Here is a 22,969-nt window from a genome sequence, read left to right as displayed (position 1 = left end):
TATCAATAAAAAATGAGCCTTAAAAACCATTATGGTTCTAAGACTCATTTCAAGTAAATTGTTATATTTTTCCTTTGTACGGAAACTTATAAAAGCTGCATATAAATTAATCGTTGTTCAACGAGTTTATTTTCCAATACCTCTTTTTGAATCTTATTAACCTTCAGGTCAAAAGAATATTTCTGATCTCCATCTTGAAGCATCACAATGGTGTTCAAAATAAGTAAGGCCTCAGCGCCATCTGTCGATTTATAAAGTGCGTTTGAAATTGCTTGTACTGGATTTTCGGCTTTTATTAAGCCAAGAAATTCTGCTGCACGTACTTTATTAATTAGTTCCGAATCAGTTTTAGAGATTTCTTTAGCGAAGGAAATTAATTCAGAATCAGCCTCTCCAAAACTACTGCAAACAATTAATGCCCAGTATCTATCCCAAGGATCGGTTGATTTAAGATACGATTCTATTTCGCTTTTAACGGAAGCAAAATCGGCAAGGGATAAGTTAGCGATATGAAAGTATCTGCTTAGTTCGTTTTTATGTGCTTGTCCAAAACTTGCAGGATCCTTAATTGCATTTTTTAGTAAGTAAAACTCTGGATAAAACGATAGGTCAGGCATACTCATTTCCCAAGTCTCCAATTTGGTTCTCATTTCTGCAAGTTTAGTTGCAAATTCAGGATGCAGAGCCAAATTATTTGTTTCAAAAGGATCAACTTCAACGTCGTATAAAGCTTCTGCTTGTTTTGGTTTAAAAAAGGCAGCTTGCACATCGTTTAGTTGTCCTGCGTCATACAAATTTCGCCATTCCTGATACGCCAATTGTTTGTATCTGTAGTTATTCATCAAAGCGTCGAAATTAAAAGGCTGGTAATTTCTAATGTATTTGAATTTGCCTTTTCGAACCGCTCTTACCATGTCGTATTTTTCATCAAATCGATCTGCATAAGAGTAGGTTTCATCCCTGTCTTCCAATTGTTTTTTGCTCACGCCTTTACCTAAGAATGGTTTTCCATCCATGTTTTTTGGAACTTCTATACCAGCAAGGTTCAGTACTGTGGCTCCAAAATCAACAAAGCTTACAAAACCGTTAGTCATACTTCCATTTTCTAAATCGATTAAGTGTCTGTAATTTTTAGGAATATATACAACTAGAGGAACTTGCAATCCTGTTTCGTATAAATAACCTTTACTTCCTGGTAAAATTCCACCATGATCACCGTAGTAAAAGATAAATGTATTGTCAAGAAGGCTATCTTTCTTCAATTCATTGATGATATCGCCAACTTCTTCATCCATTTGCACGATTCTATCACGATAGAATGCATTGGTGTATTTAAATAGATCTGTTTGAGGATGATTTGGTTGTACAAAGCATGAATCGGGATTGAATTTTGTTTTGTGTGTAGGATATTCATCTTCCGTGAAGTGTAAACATCCCTCATGAGTTGTATTTAAATTTTGAACATGAAAAAATGGCTGACCTTCTTTTCTATTTCTCCAGCTGGCCTTATTCGAAGAGTTGTCCCAAACATTATCTGCTTTAATGATATTGTAATCTTCTTTGGCATTATTTGTTGTATAATAACCAGCTTTTCGCAGATAAGAAGGGAACATTTCCATTGAATCCTGCAATTGAATACATTCCATTTTCCGATGGTAGTGAGAAGCCAATCTAGGTCCGTAACAACTAGCAATAAGTGTAGAACGGGCAGCACTGCACACGGCAGCATTCGAAAAGGCACGATTAAAAATCACTCCGTTATCTGCAAGTTTTTCAATATTAGGAGTTTCCACTCCATTTTCGTCAAACAAACTCATATAATGTTTAGAGTTGTCCTCCGATGTAATCCAAACAATATTTGGAGGTACTGTTGGTTTTTCCATACTGCAAGAGCTCTGAAGCGAAACGATTGTAAGGAGACCAATTATAATAATTCGAAAGTTCATAGTATTGTTTTTACTTATTAAATGTTACCAGTAGCATCACCATTTTCTCTTATTGTATTGTATTTTTCGAACATTGCTTTAATGCGCTTTTGCTGATTTTTAGAATGGATCAGATTTTTTTCTTCGTTCTCTGTCGGATTATCGTTGATATTATACAACGCAATAGGAGTTCTTATTTGATCGGTTTTGTCTTTTTTACTGATTTGTATAATCAATTTCCAAGCATCCTCAATTAAAACCACCTCTTTTCCTGTTCCTCCTTGTACCATTAAAAAGGAATGAGAACTTGCTTTTTCTTTATTTTCCAGAATAGGAAGAAGGTTGTACGAATCCATTGCTTGACCTGTGGTAATTTTTTGTCCTGTTACCGAGGCAAGGGTCGCCAAAATATCTAGTCCTAAAATTGGTTCGTTGGAGACTTTATAACTTTTAATTTTATTTGGCCAAACAGTAATAAAAGGGACACGGTGTCCGCCTTCAAAAGGAGTATTTTTTCCGCCACGATAAATGTCACTAGGACTATGCCCGGAAGCTAAGGTTTTTTTATCTCCCAACAACCCGCCATTATCCGATGTAAATATAAAAATGGTATTGTCGTATACGCCTTGTGCTTTTAATGCACTTACCAACATTCCCATTTGCACGTCTAATTCTTTAATCATATCCATGTGTTTCGATGGAGTGGTACCTGCTATTTTAATGCCATTTAGTTCCTCAGATGGTGCGTGTGGTAAATGCACTGCCTGAGAGCAATAGTACATAAAGAAGGGAGTTTTTTTATTCGAATGTTCGTTAATGAAATGAACGGCTTTATCTGCTAAAAGAGGTCCCATGTTATGAGGATCCCAGTTGGAATCTCCTAATCCTTCCGACTTATCTAATTTAACATCTATTTTGCTCATGTTTTCTTGCGAGATATAGGTGATTTTCGAGTCATCCTTTAAAGGCATCCAATTCTCATTTTCATAAACAGCGTAAGGAACATTTTGAATTCCAGCTGGTAAGCATAGGCTATAATCGAAACCTTGCTGTTTGGGACCATTTCCTGCAATTTTAGTAATGTCAACATCTACTTCCGGTTTATAACGAGGACCTCTATAAATGGTGTTTTTGTCCTCTTTGCGAAGGTAATCACCGCCTAAATGCCATTTCCCAAAAAAGGCAGTTTGGTATCCTGCTTGTTTCATTAGTTTTCCTAAGGTCAACTGATCGGTTTTTATGGGCGATTCTTCATAAGCTCCCCAAACTCCCCATGGTTTCGGACTACGGTAGCAACTGTTTCCGGTCATAATAGCATATCTTGATGGAGCACAAAGTGCAGCAGGAGCGTGTGCATTGGTAAATACGACACCTTCTTTAGCAAGATGATCAATATTCGGGGTTTCAAGAATAATATTGTCTGAATGCATGCGTCGGTAATGTGAAATATCACCAAGTCCCAAATCATCGGCCAGTACAACAATTACATTTGGAGGGTTCGTTGCAAAAAGAAAAAACGAAACAAACAGCAAATTAACTGTAAGTAGTATTTTTTTCATAAAATTAAGTTTTAGTATAGTAATTGAAACTGCAGGCAGTTCGTTTATAAAAGGTATTGTAAGCAAATTAAAGCTGCTGTTATTTCTTTTTCATTTCTCCTCTTGTAGCAGCATCAATAAAGTTTTGTCTGTTTTGTTCCTCTTTGGATAGGTTTTGAGCATGTGGATCTTGCCACAAAGCAGGTACGGTTTCTTTGTTCCATTCTGCATATAAACCTTTTAATTCAGCTAGTTTTGCTGGTAGTTCGGCACTTAAATTTGTGTGCTCATATGGGTCATTATCAATATCGAATAAAAAGAATTCTTTCTTATATCCAGATAGTACCATTTTATATTTTCCCTTACGAACTGCATATCCAGCACCATCAGAATATCTCCAGAATAAAACATCATGCGGTGCATTTTTATTTTCGCCTTTTAAGTAAGGAAAAAGATTCACACCATCTAATTTTTCTGAATTAGGATGCTTAATCCCTGTGGCTTCAAGAATGGTTGGATAAATATCTAAAGCGGAGATGGTTTCATTATATTTTTGTTTGTCTTTAATTTTATTTGGCCATGAAACAAGGAAGGGAATATGAATTCCTCCTTCGAATAACATTCCTTTGTGTCCACGATAGGGTGCACTGCTTGCACCACCAAGATGTCCGCCATTGTCACTATAAAAGAAAATTAAGGTATTGTCGTATTCACCAGTTTCCTTCAGTTTATCAATTACTTTACCAATTCCTGCATCCATACCAACAACCATTGCCGCATAAGCCGCGCGCTTTCCATCTTCAATATGTTTTACCTTATCGGTGTATTGCTTAGTTGCTTGAACAGGAGCATGAGGAGCGTTATAAGCCAGATACATAAAGAAAGGTTTCTCTGTTTTATTGTATTCGTCAATATAATCGATTGCTGCATTTGTGAAATCATCGGTTAAATAAGTTAATTCCGAAGATGGAACCACCTTTCCATCGCGAAGAACGCCTGCAGTAGCAGGTTGATTTCCAGTATCTCCCCAGTAGTTCATGCCACCACCCCAAAAACCAAACCAATCGTCAAAACCTCTGTTATTTGGCCAAAATTGAATCGAATCTCCCAAATGCCATTTGCCGATAGCACAAGTTTGGTAATCATTTTTTTGTAACAATTCCGAAAGCATTAGTTCACTTAATGGAAGTCCATCGTCAACTTTTGCCTCGGTATAAGGTAAATTATTTTCATGTCCGAATCGCTGCTGATAACGTCCGGTAAGTAATCCAGCTCTACTTGGACTGCAATAGGGATGAGAAGCATATCCTTGTGTGAAAATTACTCCGCTATTGGCCAATTGATCTAAATTAGGCGTTGGAATATCGGTGCAACCATTAAATCCTACATCACCAAATCCTTGATCGTCTGATAAAATAATGATGACGTTTGGTTTTTCATTTTTTTGCGAAATACCAGAGAAGGATAGGAGGGCGAATAAAATAGCAAATGCAGTTTTTTTCATATCAATAATATTTTTTCAATTTTGGGTAAATGAAATTTATTTAACAAGTTGAATGAATCAATTGTATACAAAAATACAATTAACCAGAAGGAAGTTTGGGGATGTTTTGGTTCAAAATAAGGGGGGTCTGAATTTAACTTTACAGGAAACTATACATTTTTGTATTTTAGCTTGATCTTGGGGGTAGTTATGCAATTTTTTCGTTTTCATCGTATTGGCAGACTCTAGTATAATAGTTGCTTTTTGCTTTATTACTGAGGTTTTAGTAAGCCTTATTTTTTGTGGAAATAATTACTTTTCCAATTAAGTTTAGCTTGATATATGGTTTAATTGTGACTTGAAATCGATTTCACCCCCCTTTTCTTATGCGTTTTTACCGCATATTTTTATTCTATATAGCTTAATTTTAGTGATTGGTAAATCTGTTAAATTTAAATCAAATTTATCAATCAGATCGGATAGAATGAAATACATTCTATTGCTATTTCAGATAACAGAAAAGTAAAATAAGCAATGAAAACAAGTTTAATTGGAATTTCTTTGGCCGTTTTAGGTCTAATTTCTACTTCTTGTAAGCAACCGGAAGTACAACAAAAACCTAATATTATTTATATCATGTCCGATGATCATACGACACAAGGATTTGGTATTTATGGTAGTCGTTTGGCATCTCTTAACCCAACACCAACAATTGATGAATTTGCTAAAGAAGGGATGATTTTTGACAATTGCTTTGTAACGAATGCTATTTGTACTCCAAGTAGAGCGTGTATTATTTCAGGTCAGTACAGCAATGTAAATGGAGTACTCGATTTGGAAGGTGAAATTGGAGATAAGCAATATTTACCCCAAGAACTAAAAAAGTTGGGATATGAAACTGCAATGATTGGGAAATGGCATTTACATGATGAACCATCCTCGTTTGATTACTACAAAGTACTTGTTGGTCATGGTGAACAGGGAGAATACTTTAACCCGGTATTTATCGAGAAAGGGATGAAATATGAGTTCCCTGCAACAAAGGAAACAGAAACAATAAAAACAGAAGGTTATAGTACCGATGTGATTACAGATATTACATTAGATTATTTAAAGAACAGAGATAAGACCAAGCCATTCTTTTTGATGCATCATTATAAAGCACCTCATGATATGTTTGAGTTTGCTCCAAGGTATAAAGACTATTTGGAGGATACTTTTATTCCCGAACCTGCTAGTTTGTACGATAACCAAAACAATGGTTCTGTAGGAACAAAAGGTTATAACGATGAATTAATTCATATAATAGGATCTTCGGTTTCTCACCGTGATACCCTTAGAAATATGGGAATGCATATGGGAATCGATCAAAGTATCCCAGATCCTGAATATACCAAGTTAACCTATCAGGAATACATTAAAAGATATTTACGTTGTGTGAAAGGTGTTGACGATAATTTGGCTCGTTTGTTTGCTTATTTAAAAAAAGAAGGATTGTGGGAGAATACAATTATTGTTTATACTGGTGATCAGGGATTTATGTTGGGTGAACATGATTACATTGACAAGAGGTGGATGTACGAAGAATCGATGAGAATGCCATTTATTGTTCATTGTCCGGAGAAAATTAAGGCCGATCAGAGAACGAATGCTCTTATTAATAATACCGATTTTGCTCCTACTTTAATTGAACTGGCAGGAGGAAAAGCTCCAGAATACATGCAAGGAAAAAGTTTCAAATCTATTTTAGAAACGGGGGAAGAACCTGAAAACTGGCGCGATGCTACTTATTACAGATATTGGATGCACATGGCTCATCGTCATGCAAATCCTGCACATTTTGGTATTCGAACTAAAGATTATAAGTTGATTTTCTTTTATGGCAAATATTGGGTAGATACCGATAATCCAGATGCAGAATGGAATAAAGCATCTTGGGGAAATGATTTTACAAGGCATACTCCTCCAGCTTGGGAACTATACGATTTGACGAAAGATCCTAAGGAAATGAACAATGTATACGATGATCCAAACTATGCAGAGGTGAAAAAAATGATGAAGGAGAAGTTGAAGCTGCAACGTGAAGAGATTGGCGATACGGATGAAAAATTTCCGCATATAAAGAAAATAGTTGATGAATATTGGGATAAATAATCGGATTATTATAAAAATAATTTAAAATATAAAAGGCGTCAAGAATATTGATGCCTTTTGTATTTGTTGTGATTTTTAGAAGATGTAATTGACGGTATTTTATCAAGATAAGTCGTATTTGTACAAATTTTATTGTGGTGTATAATGTATTTTTGTAATGTAAAATAACGAATAATGAATTCGAAACCTTTGTTTAAGAATATAAAGCATTATAGTTCGGTAGCTTTTTTTGTGATATTATTGTTTGGTTCAGTCACCTTACATGCACAAAAGCAAGCGAAGTTTAAGACTGGAGATAAGGTGTGTTTCGTTGGGAATAGCATAACGCAAGATGGACGATATCATATGTTGGTTCATGCTTTTTGTGCGACGCGTTTCCCAAATGAATTTGTAGAATTTTACAATTGTGGAATATCTGGAGATGTTGCTTTTGGAATGATGAATAGAATGGATGAGGATATTCTAATTCATCAACCTAATTATGCATTTTTGATGACTGGCATGAACGACATTCAAAGCCATCTATACGGAAAGGATATTGCAATAGATTCTGCAATGCTAGCACAGCGAAGAAGAATACTGGAAGGGTATCAGTCTTTAACAAGTAAAATAGCCGAAACATTTAAGGAGGAAAATGTCAGCCCTGTATTTATGACACCTTCTATTTACGATCAAACGGCTAAAATACCCAAAGAAAATAATTTTGGAGCTAATGATGCACTCAAGGAATGTTCTGTTCATGTTCGCAATCTGGGAAAAAAGTATAATGCACCTATTGTTGATTTAAATCCAGCAATGGAAAAGATAAATTTTAAAATGCAGGCCGTAGATTCTACTTCTACTATTGTTGGACCGGATAGAGTTCATCCTGGTGATCCTGGTCATTTTTTAATGGCATACAACATTATTAAAACAGTTATGCCGTCCGAATTTGTTTCTCTGATTGCAATTGATAGTAAAAATAGGATCGCAACAAAAAATGTAGATTGTACTGTTTCGATCCATAAAGACCAAAGTTCATTTAGTTTTGACCTTGTTCAGGAGTCTTTACCATTTCCAGTAACAGAAAGATTTGCTTCAGCGCTTGATTTAATTCCTTTTCAGGATGAACTAAATAAAGAGATGTTGTTTGTCTCTAAATTATCGAAAGGGAAATATCAGCTAAATATTGATGATGTAATTATTGATACCTTATCGAATAAACAATTAAAAAATGGAGTAAACATGACTGATTATTCATCTACTCCTCAATACAAACAGGCCGTTTCAGTTTTTGATTTGTGTGAAAAATATCATACAGTTAATAGGAAAATTAGAAGTGTCGCGTTTGTTCAATATCGAATGTTAAATAAATACGAAGGTGCTAACACAATAGAAGGAAAGAGAGCTTATTTAGATATAAATCTGGAAAAGCAAAAAGGAAAGAGTTGGTATGATTACAATGTAAAAACAGTAAGTGAATATTTTGAAAATTTACCGAAAGAAAAACAGCTTTGGGGTGAACTAAAAGAACTTAGAAATCAAATATTTCAAATAAATAAGCCACGTAAACATACTTATCGCCTTGTAAAAGTGTTAAGTTAACAGTGTAGCTTCTTTTTCATAAAACTTAAATCTCGAACAAATCTTACAAATAATGAAAAACTATCTATTAATTCTCTTTGCAGTAGCACTATTTTCCTGTAATTCTAAACCTAAGGAAACTAAAACTGAAGAGCCTGTTGTAAAAACGGAATATACAGCAGATTGGGAATCTTTAAAACAGTATAAAGTGCCGGAATGGTGGTTGAATACCAAGTTCGGTATCTATTTTCATTGGGGACCATACTCGGTACCTGCGCATGAAACGGAATGGTATGCTATTCATATGTATACCGAAGGACATAAGATCCGTAAGTATCACGAAGAAAAGTATGGCAACTTAAAAGATTTTGGTTACAAAGACTTTATTCCAATGTTTACTGCCGAAAAGTTTAATGCAGATGAATGGGCAAAGCTTTTTAAACAATCGGGAGCTCAATTTGCTGGTCCGGTTGCCGAGCATGCCGATGGTTTTGCCATGTGGGATAGTGAATTAACAAAGTGGGATGCTATGGACATGGGACCTAAACGTGATATTGTAGGTGAAATGGAAAAAGCAGTTCGTAAGCAAGGAATGAAGTTTATCGCAACTTATCATCGTCATTGGTTATATGCTTGGTATCCAACTTGGGATAAAAATACGGATGCGAGCAATCCCGAATATGCTGGACTTTATGGACCATATGTTCCAGAAGGTTCATTCGTAATGGCAACTGGTGATTATCCAAATCCTCCTAAAAAAGAATTTCATGAGGAGTGGTTGAATCGATTGAACGAATTGATGGACAAATATCAACCAGACATTATTTGGTTCGATAATAAAATGGATATTATTGAAGAAGCCTATCGCAAACAATTTTTAGCAAATTATTATAATAAAGCCCAAGATTGGGGACGTGAAGTAGTTTGTACTTACAAATTTACAGATATGGCCGAAGGTACTGCTGTATTGGATTTGGAACGTTCTCGAATGAAAGAGAAAAAGGAATTCCCTTGGTTAACCGATGATTCTATTGACTGGAAAGCTTGGTGTAATATTTCTGATCCTAAATATAAAACGACCAACAGATTAATTGACTTTTTAGTTGATGTAGTTAGTAAGAACGGAGCAGTTTTATTGAATGTAACTCCTCAGGCTGATGGAGTGATGCCAGAAGGTGTGAAAACTCGTTTATTAGAAATGGGAGAATGGCTAAAGGCGAATGGTGAAGCTATTTATGGCACAAGACCTTGGAAAGTATATGGAGAAGGACCTCAGGAAATTAAAGAAGGACACTTAAGTGAGGATAAGAATAAAGATGCGGTTGCAGAAGATATTCGTTTCTCTACTAAGGATGGTAACTTATATGCGATTGCTTTGGATTGGCCAAAAGAGAAAATGATGATTCATAGCCTAGCTAAAAAAGAAAATCTTTTAACTAAAGAAATTGAAAAGGTAAGCATGTTGGCAACTGGCGAAGAATTGAAATGGGAATTAACCGAAGATGGTTTATCTGTTGAACTGCCAAAAGAAAAACCTGGCGATTTTGCATTTTCTTTAAAGATTGAATTGAAAAAATAAAGGAATTTTTCGGGACTACTTATATAACCTGTTGGGATTCTGTCTCAACAGGTTTTTTTATTTAATATTCCCCCCTAATAGTCACTATTTTTTCAAGCTAATTTTCTGAACATATTATAGTTTTACTGATGAATTAATTCAATATAACTAATGAAGCAATTAATATTTTTAGTCTTAGTAGTAAGCTTATTTGCAGGTTGTCAATCTGTGAATCAATCAGCAAGAACTGTTGACGATTTCAACTTTGGATGGAAATTTCATTTAGGGGATGAGGTGGATGCCTACAAACTTGAATATGACAGTAAGGATTGGCGAAATGCGCAATTACCACACGATTGGAGTGTAGAACATTCGTTTACTCAGGAAAATACGGGTGGAGCAACAGCATTCTTACCTGCAGGGATTGGATGGTATCGCAAATCATTTGCAATGCCAGTTGCGGCAACTAATAAAATAACAAGAATAGAATTCGATGGGGTTTATACCAATTCAGAAGTTTGGATCAACGGACATTATTTGGGTAAAAGACCATTTGGTTATGCACCCTTTGCTTACGATTTAACTGCCTATTTAAATTATGGAGATGTAAAGAATGTGATTGCTGTTAAAGTCGATCGGTCGGCTTATTTGGATTCTCGTTGGTATCCTGGTTCTGGAATCTATCGAAATGTAAAATTGGTGACTTCCGGTAAAGTTCACATTCCACAATGGGGAACTCAAATTACAACGCCCAATGTTTCTACTGATAAGGCAAAAGTTCATATTGTTACTGATGTTAAAAATGATCTGGAAGAAGAGAAGTTAATTGTATTAAAAACAACAGTTTATTTCCAGAATAAAGAGATCGGTGGTCAGGAAACTGCTTTAAGTATTTCGGGAAATGGAAGTCAAAAGGTAAATCAAAAAATTGAAGTTTTATCACCAAATCTTTGGGATACCCAAAATCCGAATTTGTACAGATTGGTTTCAGAGGTAATTGTTGACAAAAATACTATTGATGAGGTTTCTAATACATTTGGTATTCGAAGTTTTAAGTTTGATAAAGATTCAGGATTTTACTTAAATGGTACAAATATGCTTTTAAAAGGCGTTTGTTTGCATCACGATGGTGGAATGGTTGGAGCTGCCGTACCAAGAGGAGTATGGGAGCGAAGATTGAAAACTTTAAAAGAGGCTGGTTGTAATGCCATTCGTACGGCTCATAATCCAGCTTCATCGGAGTTTCTAGATATCTGCGACGAAATGGGATTTTTAGTACAAGAGGAAGCCTTTGATGAGTGGCAAAACCCTAAGGATAAGAGGAATAACTACAATCAGGAAGCGGAAGAGGATGTGACCAAAGGTTATACGAATAGTTTTGAGGAGTGGGCAGAACGGGATATAAAAAGTATGGTGAAACGGGATCAAAATCATCCTTCAATTATTATGTGGAGCATTGGAAACGAAATAGAATGGACTTTCCCTAACTATGGTGATGCAACAGGATACTGGGGCAAAAACAAGGTGGGTGATGTAAATTATTATTGGGATGAGCCTCCTTTCTCTGTTGAGAAAATCAGGTCGAATTTTCAGAATCATCCACAAGGAAAATATCAGGTTGCAGAAACAGCACGGAACTTATCGAAATGGGTAAAAGAGGTCGATTTATCGAGGCCGGTGACTGCTAATTTGGTAATTCCGAGTGTCAGTAATTTTTCCGGATATGCCGATGCTTTGGATGTTGTTGGTCTTTCGTATCGACAAGCTGTTTATGATTATTGCAAAAAGAATTATCCTGATAAAGTATTTTTGGGGACCGAGAATTGGACACGATGGCACGAATGGAAACCTGTGGTAGAAAAAAAGTTTATTTCGGGTATTTTTCTGTGGACAGGGATCAACTATATGGGAGAATCACGAGCTTGGCCCAAAAGAGGAAGTAGTAGTGGGTTGCTCGATTTTGCAGGCTTTAAAAAGCCATCTTATCAGATGTTTAAAACGCTTTGGAATGATGAGCCACAAGTGTATATCGCAACTCAATTGGTCTCGAAATCTCCTTACAAATGGGATGCAAAGCTTCACTTATTAGTGGAGAAAGAGAAAGATTGGGCAAGTCATCAGAAATGGGGATGGCAAGAGGTAAACGAGCATTGGAATTATTCAATTGACGATAGTATCGCAGTGGAAGTGTACACAAATCAAGAGAAAATCGAATTGTTTTTAAATGATAAATCGATGGGCATACAATCTTTAGCGAGTAATGAGGATCATATTATTAAATTCATGATTCCTTATGAAAAGGGGAAATTGACTGCTAAAGCTGTAGATGGAACAGAATCATATAGTATCCAAACTGCCAAGGAGGTTCAAAAACTTGAATTGCTTGCCGATCAAGAGGAAGTGTTGGCAAATAGCTATGATGTGATTCATTATACACTTCAGTTAACCGATAAAAATGGTATTCCGGTGAGAAATCAAGAATTAAAAGTGGAATTTGAGATTACTGGTCCGGCTCGATTGTTGGGTGTTGACAATGGTTCTTCATCTAGTGTTCAGGATTATCAAACCAATACAATTACAACTGCCAATGGCAAATGCTTACTAATTTTGCAATCTACTTTCGAAAAAGGAACGATTAAAGTGAAAGCCAAGGCAAAAGAGCTATCTAGTCCTGAACTTGAAGTGCTTGTAAATTAGACGATTTTATTTTTTATCTTAAATAAACCAATCTAAAAATCGTCTATTTAAAACGAAAACCAAATTATGAATTAGGGAATTCTCCCTTTTTTTAAGGGGAGATATCCGAAGGACAGAGGGGTGAACAAAATCAAAATTCAGGAAATCTACTTTTATTTCTTAGCAATCGCATCTTTCTCGAGCCTGAAGGGCTCAAATTCCAATAGCCCGGGGTAAATGAGCGTAGCGAATGCAAGCCTGGGATATAGAAGTGACAGTAATTACCGACGCAGGTGAAAATATTCTTTGGAAAGTAATTTTTGTTTGCGTCGGAATAACAATAAGGTAGATTCTTGAAGTATAAAGGTGAAAGATCAAAGTACGAAGGCTAAAGATCAAAGTACAAAGCTTAAAGTGAAAAAGCGAATTTTGAGAAAATTAAGCAGTAATAGTAGTGAAGTGAAAAGGGAAGTGTTTTCTCGAGCCTGAAGGGCTCAAATTCCAATAGCCCGGGGTAAATGAGCGTAGCGAATGCAAGCCTGGGATATAGAAGTGACAGTAATTACCGACGCAGGTGAAAATATTCTTTGGAAAGCAATTTTTGTTTGCGTCGGAATATCAATAAGGTAGATTCTTGAAGTATAAAGGTGAAAGATCAAAGTACAAAGCTTAAAGTGAAAAAGCTAATTTTGAGAAAATTAAGCAGTAATAGTAGTGAAGTGAAAAGGGAAGTGTTTTCTCGAGCCTGAAGGGCTCAAATTCCAATAGCCCGGGGTAAATGAGCGTAGCGAATGTCACCCTGGGATATAGAAGTGACGGTAATTACCGACGCAGGTGAAAATATTCTTTGGAAAGCAATTTTCGTTTGCGTTGGAATATCAATAAGGTAGATTCTTGAAGTATAAAGGTGGAAGATCAAAGTACGAAGGCTAAAGATTAAAGTACAAAGGTTAAAGTGAAAAAGTTCAAAATTGAAGAATCGCGAAATCTACTTTTATTTCTTAGCAATCGCATCTTTCTCGAGCCTGAAGGGCTCAAATTCCAATAGTCCGGGGTAAATGAGCGAAGCGAATGTCACCCTGGGATATAGAAGTGACAGTAATTACCGACGCAGGTGAAAATATTCTTTGGAAAGCAATTTTCGTTTGCGTTGGAATATCAATAAGGTAGATTCTTGAAGTATAAAGGTGGAAGATCAAAGTACGAAGGCTAAAGATTAAAGTACAAAGGTTAAAGTGAAAAAGTTCAAAATTGAAGAATCGCGAAATCTACTTTTATTTCTTAGCAATTGCATCTTTCTCGAGCCTGAAGGGCTCAAATTCCAATAGCCCGGGGTAAATGAGCGTAGCGAATGTCACCCTGGGATATAGAAGTGACAGTAATTACCGACGCAAGTAAAAATATTCTTTGGAAAGCAATTTTTGTTTGCGTCGGAATATCAATAAGGTAGATTCTTGAAGTATAAAGGTGAAAGATCAAAGTACGAAGGCTAAAGATTAAAGTACAAAGCTTAAAGTGAAAAAGCGGGTACTTTATGACAGTAGGAATAAAACTAATCTTATTACTGCAAGATAGGTTCCAAAATAGAGCTTGTTTTTTGTTTCATAATTTCAAATGTGTAACTATTTAGAATTAACATTAATTAAAGTTATAATAATATATAAGTTCATTTCGAGGATGTAATTTATATCTTTATTGGTCTAAAAAATTAAATTAATATAGATATGAAACGTCCATGTATAAAACTTTCTACACACAGGGAGATGATTATTTCAGCTTGGTAAGTTCCATATGACAACTAAAAAACAAATTATAATCATATGAAAAAAATTCTATTCTTTCTTTTATTGTTTGTGGTTTCAGTAACTGTTTTTGCTCAATCTGATTATAGAGCCGGGTACATTGTTACGCTTCAAAACGATACAATTTATGGTGAAATTGTTCTACGTTCAAACTTAAAAAATGCACAGTCATGTATTTTTCGAAACGAATCAGATGAAAAAACATATACTCCTAACGAAATCAGTACGTATAGAATAATTGGTGAAAAGTATTATATCTCTAAAGAGGTAGATCTATTTGAAAAAAAAGAGACTGTTTTTTTGGAAATTTTGGTTGAAGGAATTGCGAATTTGTACTATTTAAAGAACGGTAGTGATGAGTTTTTTATATTAGAGAAAGAGGGACGCTTAGTATCTTTAACTAATAAAGAGAGTATTTATAAAGGGAAAAATGGAGGCACTTTTGCAAAGAATTCTTCTAAATTTAGAGGAGTAATGTTGTATTTTTTTAGAGATGCTCCACAATTGGCAAACAAAATTAAACAAGTAGATTTTAGTTATAAGCCTATTATTAATATAGTTACTGAATACAATAAGAGCATTTGCCCTAATAATGAATGTGTTAAGTATGAAAAATCAACTGAGTCGAATATTTTCGTGGAAGCAGTTGGAGGTATTGCAATCAATAAAATGGGTTTAGATGGTTCGGATGAACATTTAAATTCTTCAAGTCCTACTATTGGGGCAAATTTTGTATTTAAACCATCAAAGGCGCATTATGTTTGGAATGTTGTACTAGGATTAAATTATCAAAAAGCTAATTTTTCAGAGCGTATTGAAGATTACGATCTAACTGAAAATTTGTTTTTGGATGTAGATGTAAAATATGATCTCATAAAAATACCTTTAAAAATACGATATGAATTTCCAGGAAGAAAATTACAACCATTTCTATCCGCAGGTATTACAAATTCGGTATTATTAAATATTAATTCAACAATTGTAAATCAAAGGAGTGTTAGAACACAAAGAGAGGAAAATGCAGAAATGGAAAATTACCACTTTGGATATTGTGCTAGTTTAGGTTTTAAATATAAATTATCGGATAAAAATTATTTAATTTTTGAGGCCGAATATGAAAGTAGAAGACCTAGGACACGTAGCTATAAAATATTATCTGATCAGAATGTGAATTCCATGATGTTCTCGGTAGGTTATGCTTTCAAATTGTAGCAATTGATTTTAAATAGAAAAAGCGGAATGATTTATAAGTCATTCCGCTTTTTTTTAGGAATAATCTTTTATTTGTTTAGCGAGTTAATCCAAGAGCAAAATAAATCGGTCCATGAGCTTACATGCTCTCTATTATGTCCTAAGGAAAAACCATGTCCGCCAGTTGAGTAAATATGCATTTCAGTTGAAATATTGTTCTCAATTAATTTCTCATACATTAACAAGCTATTTTTTACGGGAACGGCTTTGTCATCCGAAGCATGAATTAAAAAAGAGGGCGGAGTATCTGTAGTTACTTGTAATTCATTCGAGAATTTATCAACTAATTCTGCATCAGCATTTTCGCCCAATAAATGTTTCATGGATCCATAATGAGTTATGCCTTTTTGCATGCTAATTACCGGATAGATAAGAGCCATAAAATTGGGGCGAGCACTTTCCGTATCAATGCTATCAGTCGAAGTATACAATACATCATTGTAGTGAGTTCCTAGGGTAGAGGCTAGGTGTCCACCAGCCGAAAAACCCATTACACCAATTTGCTTTTTATTGATGTTGTATTGCTCCGCATTGTGTCGAATTGTTCTTATTGCTCTCATTGCATCCTGCAATGGTGCCTTATAACTTTCAATTACCGATTTTGAATCAGGCAAACGATATTTTAGAACAAAAGCCGCAATGCCTTTTGAATTCAACCATTTGGCAATGTCAGTGCCTTCCCAGTCGTAAGCTAAAATGCCATAACCGCCACCCGGACAAATCAAAACAGCTTGTCCGCTTGCGTTGTTTTTGGCTGGTAAAAATACTTCTATTGTTGGTATTTGTACTTTCGAAATTCTAATGATTCCCGTCGATTCGACGATTTCTTTTTCATTTGAATTTTGGCTGTTTGGAATTTCATTTGTCCATAATTTCAGAATGTTGCTTTGACTGAAAGCAGAAAATGAAATTGTAATTAGTAAGTAAAGAATTGTAGCTTTTTTCATTCGAGAAGCATTATTTGTATTCGTATAACTGCCTGTTATTTTTGAGTTTTGTTTCGTTAAAGTGCAAGTTACTCATCATTTTTGGAATAGCCTTTATGCAGAATGTCACTATACGCAAGTATAGTGACATTCTTAAAAATAGGATTTGAAAATAAGAATTAAGAAACTTATTGAAGCAACAACCAATTCAAATTAACTGATTTTGTATTTCCCCAATCCGATTTAAATACAACCACAAGATTGTGAGTCCCGGTAACTGGTTCCTTAATAGTGGTTTCAATTGTCTCCCAAGAGCTCCATCCACCTGTATAATTAATAGGGAATTCAGCAATTAATTTACCTTTCGGATTGTTCAATCTTATTTCGAAACTACCGTTTCTTTGTCCGCTAGCCACGCGTGCTTTAATTGTAGTGGCTCCATCTAATTTTACCCGATCAAACCTCACATAGCTCATCATTTTTGCATCGCAAACCATCCAACCGTTTGGTTCGTCGCCACCAACAAATGTGGTGTTCGCCCCAGATATTTCATTGTATCGGTCAATTTGTATGGTGTCGTTTACTTGAGGAGTTCCTATTCCGCGAAGGCTTGGTTTTACTTTCGTTATAGTTCCATCCTTTTTAAATTCCATGTAGTCGGCACACATCGAGCGTAGTTTATTGAAACCGCTAATGTCCCAGGAGTGATAGAAAAGGATCCATTGATCATTATATTTTACAACAGAATGATGGTTGGTTCCATTGTGAATATTATCCATTATTTTTCCTCTGTATTGATAAGGCCCCATCGGCTTACTGCTTGTTGCATAGCCAATTGTGTATCCCTCATCAGGAAAAACATGAGCAAAAGTTAGATAGTAAACACTATCTTTTTTAAACGGGAACGAACCCTCTTTGTATCCTGCAGGCAATCCCTCAACTAGGATTGGTTCGGCTGCAACTTCTTTCATATTATTTTTAAGAGGAGCAACGTATAATTCATGACCACCACCAAAAAATAAATAAGCTTTGTTATCATCGTCTAAAAGTAAGCCGGGATCAATACCAGTTACATCTTTTATGAAGCTTTTTTCCCACTTAAATGGCCCTGTTGGATGGTCGGAAACACCAACACCAATTCTTCTAAAGGCTTTGTCGTTTTTTGGTTTTGCAGGATAGTAGTAGTAATATTTTCCATCTTTCTCAATACAATCCGGAGCCCACATTGCGTAGGTGTCTTTTTCGCCCCAAGGCACATCATTTTCTTTTAAAACCCAGCCATGATCTTTCCATGTAGAACCATTTTCCAATGAGAAAGCATGGTATCCTGGCATACAAAATCGAGGAAATTCTGCTTCTCGTCCGGCAGGAGGATAAGTGTCACTGGATGGAAATACATATAGTTTGCCGTTAAAAACACGAGCTGTTGGATCGGCTGTAAATAGATGTGTCACCAATGGATTTTGTGCGTTTGCATTCAAAAATCCTGCGAATAGGAAGATTGCAAAAGTAAATAGTTTTCTTTTTGTAATAAGCATTTTCGAAAGGTTTAATTTAGGTTTAAAGTTATAAATAGGAACCTTCGAAATGGTAATAATTTAGGGCGAAAAGAGGGGGATATTCTTTTATTAGTTATTTAAATGTGCGTTAGGAATATTCCGATGGATTAACACCAAAATATTCTTTGAACTTTGTTCGGAAATGAGCTGTGCTTTGGAAACCAACTTCTAAGCTAATTTGTTGAATATTTAGTTCTTTTTTTTGTACTAATTCAGCCGCTTTATGCAATCTAATTTTGCGAATGTAATCGGCGGCGTTTTCTCCGCATAGTCCTTTAAATTTTCGGTAGAAAGTTGATCGACTCATGTTACTATTTTCACTTAAAACCTCAGTTGTGAAATTAGGATTGCTATAATTACGATTGATTATCGTGTTTGTTTTTTTCCAAAACTGAACATCGTTTTTACTAAATTTAGATTTATCCAATTTGGCCATTGTTCTTCTTTCAATCGGAGCCTGAAATAGTTTTTCTCGATTGTTTATAAGAGCTTCGATACGCGCTATTAGAACCTGTTTGTTGAAAGGTTTTTCAATATAGTCATCTATGCCTAGTTTAAATCCTTCGATATGGGTAATTGAATCTGTTTTGGCCGTTAATAGTATGAAAGGAATTTTAGCTGTAAGCGGATTCTCTTTTACCTTTTTACAAAATGTTATTCCATCCATTTTAGGCATAGAGATATCCGAAACAATTAAATCAGGAATTATATTTTCTAATTTTTGAATTGCATCCAAACCATTTTCCGCACTAGTTATCGAAAACTGATCGGAAAGAATTTTTTGAAGGAAATTGCGTAGTTCCTCGTCATCTTCAACCAATAAAATCCTTTTTTCAAATACATTATTAAGTTGTTTTCCTACACTAATAATTTCTTCCTGTTTCTCAGGTAGATAAGCTTTTACTTGTTTTTCTGAAGCAAATTCATTGTTTTTAAAATGATCTTTTCCTTTCCTAAATTGAACTGTGAAGGTAGATCCTTTCCCTTTTACGGAGCTAGCAGATAAGTTGCCATATTGCATTTCAGTAAGGCCTTTGGCCAATGCTAAGCCAATTCCATGTCCTGATTCATTGCTGTTTTTACTTCTAAAAAACCGATTAAAAATTTGAGTAATTTCCTCTTCGGATATACCTATGCCAGAATCTATCACTTTGATTTCAAACAGTTCTAAATTATCATGCGTTGATACACTTATAGAATTGTTTGCAGAAGTATACTTTACGGCATTTGAGATCAAATTAAATAGAATTTTTTCTGTTTTGTCGACATCCAACCAAACAGGAATTCTATTTTTATAAGGTTCATAGGCAAGAGCAATATTTTTATTACTCGCTAACTTTTTAAATGATTCAACGATGTCTCCTACAAAACGATTTAATTCAAAAGAAGAAACTTCCAGTTTTAGTTGATCTTGGTCGAGTTTACGGAATTCAATTAGCTGATTAACCAGTCGAAGCAAACGAAGTGCGTTGTTTTTTATGGTCTTTTTAATATGGAATGATTTGCCTTCATCTAGTTCTTCTAAGTACCCTAAAATTAAGGTTAAAGGGGTTCTAAATTCATGGGATATATTTGTGAAAAAACGAAGTTTTGCTTCATCAGCTTCATGCAACTGCTCCGATATTTTTTGTATCTCTTTATTTTGTTTCACAATATCTTTCGTTTGTTCATCCACCTTTTGTTTTAAGAGCTTATTTCGTTCTTGAATTTGGTAAACACGCAATCTGTAGGTGGTAAATAGAAATACTAGGAAAATACCCGTTAGCATTAACTTAAACCATAATTTTTTCCAATAAGGAGGAGTAATTATAATTTGTATTTCTTTAGCAGGAGACCAATTCTCTTCCGAATTAGATACGGATAGTTTAAACAGATATTCGCCAGGTAATACATTGGTGTAAATAGCTGATTTATTATCTCCATCCTGCCATTCGTTTTGCCAATTCTCTAGTTTGTACCTGTATTTATTAGAATTGGGTATTTCAAAAGGAATGGTTTTAAAATTAAATGAAAAAGTATTCTCAGAATAGTTCAGTTGTATGCGATCACTTTGGTTAATATGTTGTTTCAATAAAACTCTATCGTCTATTATTGAATTTGGCAGAATAATTTTATTGTGTAAGCTAAAGTTTTCAATAAATGGATTTGGTTTTGTTTTACTGATTTGAAGTTGTTTTGGTTTAAAGTGTATTACACCATTGTATCCTCCATAAAATATACTTCCATCTGTTGCTTGAAACGATGCATCATCCATAAAAGCATCACTTTTTAAATAGGTACAGAATTGTTTAGTTGTTAAATTTAATTTACTAATTCCTCTATTAGTACTCATCCATAAATTGTTGTCTTCATCAGGATTTAAGCTGTAAACAATATTGTTTGCTAAGCCGTGTTCTTCGTAAAAAATTTCATCTACCTTTTTGGTGCTTGTATTAAATCGATTAAGACCATTATTGGTAGCAATCCAAAGGTCATTCCCAATTTTACTTAGGTTATATACTTTATTGTCACTTAAACCAATTGAATTGGTGTTGAAGTGTGTAATCTCTTTTGTTTGTGTATTAATTTGTGCAATTCCATGTTGATCTAATCCTATCCAGATACTATTTCCATCCACTTCAATATCTCTAATACTTCCCTGAATGGTTCTATTCTCTTCATTATTTGGAAATATTTCTTCTGTTTTACTCTCCAAATCAATAATGCCAATTTTTGTTCCGGTAGTAATAACTACTTCTGTGTCAGAAAATTGCTTAATAGAATAGCTCCGATTGTTCCATTTGCTTTTCAAATAACGATTGATGTGTTCTAACTGTTGTGATTTTCTATTGTAGATACAGAAACCATCTAACATTGCTACCCAAATATTTTTTTGCTGGTCTTCAAAAATGGTTCTAACACTTTTCAATGCCAGTTCTTTATTATTTGAATCTAAGTAAGTGGTAATCAACTTTTGTTTGCCATTTGGGTAGATTATTCCAAGTCCTGTTCTGTCAAACCCAAGCCAGTATTCATTTTTAGAGCTTGCACAAATGGCTCTAACTAAATCAATTTCTTTCTCAGATGAAGGACTTTTTATCCAATTAAAATGCTTGAATTCATTTACACGTTTGCTAATAATATTTATGCCATGTTTAGCGGTTCCAATCCATATGTTTTCAGCTTTATCTTTAAGAATTTTAGTAATCTGATAACCACGAAAAGAGTTTGAATTATTAGCATCGTATTGGTAATCTTTACATATTAATTGGTTTTCTATTAGTTCATATTTTACCAAAGCTTGAAATCTTCCAATCCAAATCTTATTGGAGTCTACCAATATTTGTGAATTTTCACCAATTGGGAGACTGTTTTCAATGTTTTTTAATAAAAAGCTTTGCGTTCTTTGCAAAAGTTTATTGTCGTAAAAATCAATTTTGTCCTGATGTAATACTACTGTTTTACTGTTAGAATAAGCTAGCGCTACAACGGGTTCTTTAATTCGATAATTAATTGTAAACAAGGTATTTGTATTAGACTCGATTTCATACAATCCAAAATCGCCGCAAGCAGCAATGTTTCCGTTAAATAGTAAAGAAATATTAGAAATTTTCTGTTCGGGAAGAGGCGAAATAATTGTGCTATCTTTTGGATTAAAACCGATTATGGTGTTGGGTGATTTTAGCCATAACCAGCCACGTTTGTCGATACTAAGTTTTTGTATACTCTTAGTTGAAAAAGATGGAAATAAGGAATCGTGATACTGAATGAATCTCTGATGTAAGTAATCGTATTTATTAAGTCCTCCATCTACTGTAGCAATCCAGGTGTTACCTTCCGAATCACATACCAGATCGGAACATAAGCTGCCTTTTAAACTTCCCGACCTATTTATACTTGGCTTAAATACTTCAAACGAGTATCCATCATATCTGTTTAATCCATTAAGAGTTCCTACCCAAACATAACCATTAGCATCAATATCCATGCAAAATGCACTGTTCTGCGACAAACCATCATTAATATCTAAATGATCAAAACGTATATTTTGGGCAAAATTGTTTAGGCTCAATAAACAGGCCATAACTGTAAAAGAAATTCGAAACAAGTTCATGCAATAGCTCATACGGGGGGAAGCGTTAGGTTAGATCTTGATTGAATATTTCATATGATTATTATTTGATTTTTAGTTGCCATATGGAACTTACCATGTTGGGATAATCATTTCCCTGTGTGTTAAAATTGCTTTGACATGGACGTTTCATATGATTATTATTTGATTTTTAGTTGCCATATGGAACTTACCATGTTGGGATAATCATTTCCCTGTGTGTTAAAATTGCTTTGACATGGACGTTTCATATGATTATAATTTTAAATTTTTTGCCATATGGAACTTACCATGTTGGAATAATCATATCCCTGTGTGTAGAAAGATTTATACATGGACGTTTCAGATTCCTGTTTTACATGCTGAATCAATTCAATCGATTTAACTCTTTATCGTGATAACTCTTTGTAAAACTATAAAAAAAATGAAAGGAAGCATTTATTT

The 22,969-nt window shown here is 34.7% G+C and carries 11 protein-coding genes; 5 read left to right on the top strand and 6 right to left on the bottom strand.

All coding sequences use genetic code 11. The features are described 5' to 3' along the window. Nucleotides 1–86: 86 nt before the first annotated feature. From BZG02_RS05435 to BZG02_RS05425, 3 genes are all read right to left on the bottom strand, one after another. Nucleotides 87–1,946, bottom strand: a complete 1,860-nt coding sequence (locus BZG02_RS05435) for a sulfatase family protein (protein WP_101260403.1) — start codon at nucleotides 1,944–1,946, stop codon at nucleotides 87–89. A gap of 17 nt (nucleotides 1,947–1,963) precedes the next feature. After that, on the bottom strand, nucleotides 1,964–3,484 hold the full coding sequence (locus BZG02_RS05430; RefSeq protein WP_101260402.1) for a sulfatase family protein: 1,521 nt from the start codon (nucleotides 3,482–3,484) through the stop codon (nucleotides 1,964–1,966). Nucleotides 3,485–3,563: 79 nt separating this feature from the next. Beyond that, nucleotides 3,564–4,967 (bottom strand): sulfatase family protein, encoded by a 1,404-nt coding sequence (locus BZG02_RS05425; RefSeq protein WP_101260401.1) that lies wholly within the window; start codon nucleotides 4,965–4,967, stop codon nucleotides 3,564–3,566. A 513-nt stretch (nucleotides 4,968–5,480) separates the two neighbouring features. On the opposite strand from BZG02_RS05425, the gene BZG02_RS05420 reads away from it, so the two are divergent. The 5 genes from BZG02_RS05420 (at nucleotide 5,481) to BZG02_RS05400 (ending at nucleotide 15,911) form a co-directional block, all read left to right on the top strand. Beyond that, nucleotides 5,481–7,100, top strand: coding sequence for a sulfatase family protein (locus BZG02_RS05420; RefSeq protein ID WP_101260400.1), 1,620 nt, complete (start codon nucleotides 5,481–5,483; stop codon nucleotides 7,098–7,100). Nucleotides 7,101–7,274: 174 nt separating this feature from the next. Further along, entirely contained in the window at nucleotides 7,275–8,684 is a 1,410-nt protein-coding gene (locus tag BZG02_RS05415) for an SGNH/GDSL hydrolase family protein (RefSeq protein WP_101260399.1), read from the top strand. Between the two features lie 52 nt (nucleotides 8,685–8,736). Continuing rightward, a complete protein-coding gene (locus tag BZG02_RS05410; RefSeq protein ID WP_101260398.1) occupies nucleotides 8,737–10,242 on the top strand; it encodes an alpha-L-fucosidase in 1,506 nt (501 codons plus the stop codon). A 150-nt stretch (nucleotides 10,243–10,392) separates the two neighbouring features. Continuing rightward, complete coding sequence (locus BZG02_RS05405) at nucleotides 10,393–12,918, top strand: glycoside hydrolase family 2 TIM barrel-domain containing protein (RefSeq protein ID WP_101260397.1); 2,526 nt, start codon at nucleotides 10,393–10,395, stop codon at nucleotides 12,916–12,918. A gap of 1,799 nt (nucleotides 12,919–14,717) precedes the next feature. Further along, a complete protein-coding gene (locus BZG02_RS05400) occupies nucleotides 14,718–15,911 on the top strand; it encodes an outer membrane beta-barrel protein (RefSeq protein ID WP_101260396.1) in 1,194 nt (397 codons plus the stop codon). Nucleotides 15,912–15,979: 68 nt separating this feature from the next. Here the strand turns inward: BZG02_RS05400 and BZG02_RS05395 are convergent, their stop codons facing one another. The 3 genes from BZG02_RS05395 to BZG02_RS05385 form a co-directional block, all read right to left on the bottom strand. Then, the gene (locus tag BZG02_RS05395; protein WP_101260395.1) at nucleotides 15,980–16,897 is read right to left on the bottom strand and encodes an alpha/beta hydrolase; all 918 of its coding nucleotides are present in this window, start codon (nucleotides 16,895–16,897) and stop codon (nucleotides 15,980–15,982) included. A gap of 167 nt (nucleotides 16,898–17,064) precedes the next feature. Continuing rightward, on the bottom strand, nucleotides 17,065–18,414 hold the full coding sequence (locus tag BZG02_RS05390) for a family 43 glycosylhydrolase (RefSeq protein ID WP_101260394.1): 1,350 nt from the start codon (nucleotides 18,412–18,414) through the stop codon (nucleotides 17,065–17,067). A 109-nt stretch (nucleotides 18,415–18,523) separates the two neighbouring features. Beyond that, nucleotides 18,524–22,498 carry a hybrid sensor histidine kinase/response regulator transcription factor gene (locus BZG02_RS05385; RefSeq protein WP_180335642.1) on the bottom strand — a complete coding sequence of 1,325 codons (3,975 nt, stop codon included), beginning with the start codon at nucleotides 22,496–22,498 and terminating at the stop codon, nucleotides 18,524–18,526. Nucleotides 22,499–22,969: the final 471 nt, after the last annotated feature.

The organism is Labilibaculum filiforme (assembly GCF_002843315.1).
GTDB classification, from domain to species: domain Bacteria; phylum Bacteroidota; class Bacteroidia; order Bacteroidales; family Marinifilaceae; genus Labilibaculum; species Labilibaculum filiforme.
This window is presented reverse-complemented; position numbering and strand designations above follow the sequence as displayed.

Coding starts and splice junctions, on each gene's coding strand:
- BZG02_RS05435 (WP_101260403.1), bottom strand. CDS start 1,946: ATGAACTTTCGAATTATTATAATTGGTCTCCTTACAATCGTTTCGCTT.
- BZG02_RS05430 (WP_101260402.1), bottom strand. CDS start 3,484: ATGAAAAAAATACTACTTACAGTTAATTTGCTGTTTGTTTCGTTTTTT.
- BZG02_RS05425 (WP_101260401.1), bottom strand. CDS start 4,967: ATGAAAAAAACTGCATTTGCTATTTTATTCGCCCTCCTATCCTTCTCT.
- BZG02_RS05420 (WP_101260400.1), top strand. CDS start 5,481: ATGAAAACAAGTTTAATTGGAATTTCTTTGGCCGTTTTAGGTCTAATT.
- BZG02_RS05415 (WP_101260399.1), top strand. CDS start 7,275: ATGAATTCGAAACCTTTGTTTAAGAATATAAAGCATTATAGTTCGGTA.
- BZG02_RS05410 (WP_101260398.1), top strand. CDS start 8,737: ATGAAAAACTATCTATTAATTCTCTTTGCAGTAGCACTATTTTCCTGT.
- BZG02_RS05405 (WP_101260397.1), top strand. CDS start 10,393: ATGAAGCAATTAATATTTTTAGTCTTAGTAGTAAGCTTATTTGCAGGT.
- BZG02_RS05400 (WP_101260396.1), top strand. CDS start 14,718: ATGAAAAAAATTCTATTCTTTCTTTTATTGTTTGTGGTTTCAGTAACT.
- BZG02_RS05395 (WP_101260395.1), bottom strand. CDS start 16,897: ATGAAAAAAGCTACAATTCTTTACTTACTAATTACAATTTCATTTTCT.
- BZG02_RS05390 (WP_101260394.1), bottom strand. CDS start 18,414: ATGCTTATTACAAAAAGAAAACTATTTACTTTTGCAATCTTCCTATTC.
- BZG02_RS05385 (WP_180335642.1), bottom strand. CDS start 22,498: ATGGCCTGTTTATTGAGCCTAAACAATTTTGCCCAAAATATACGTTTT.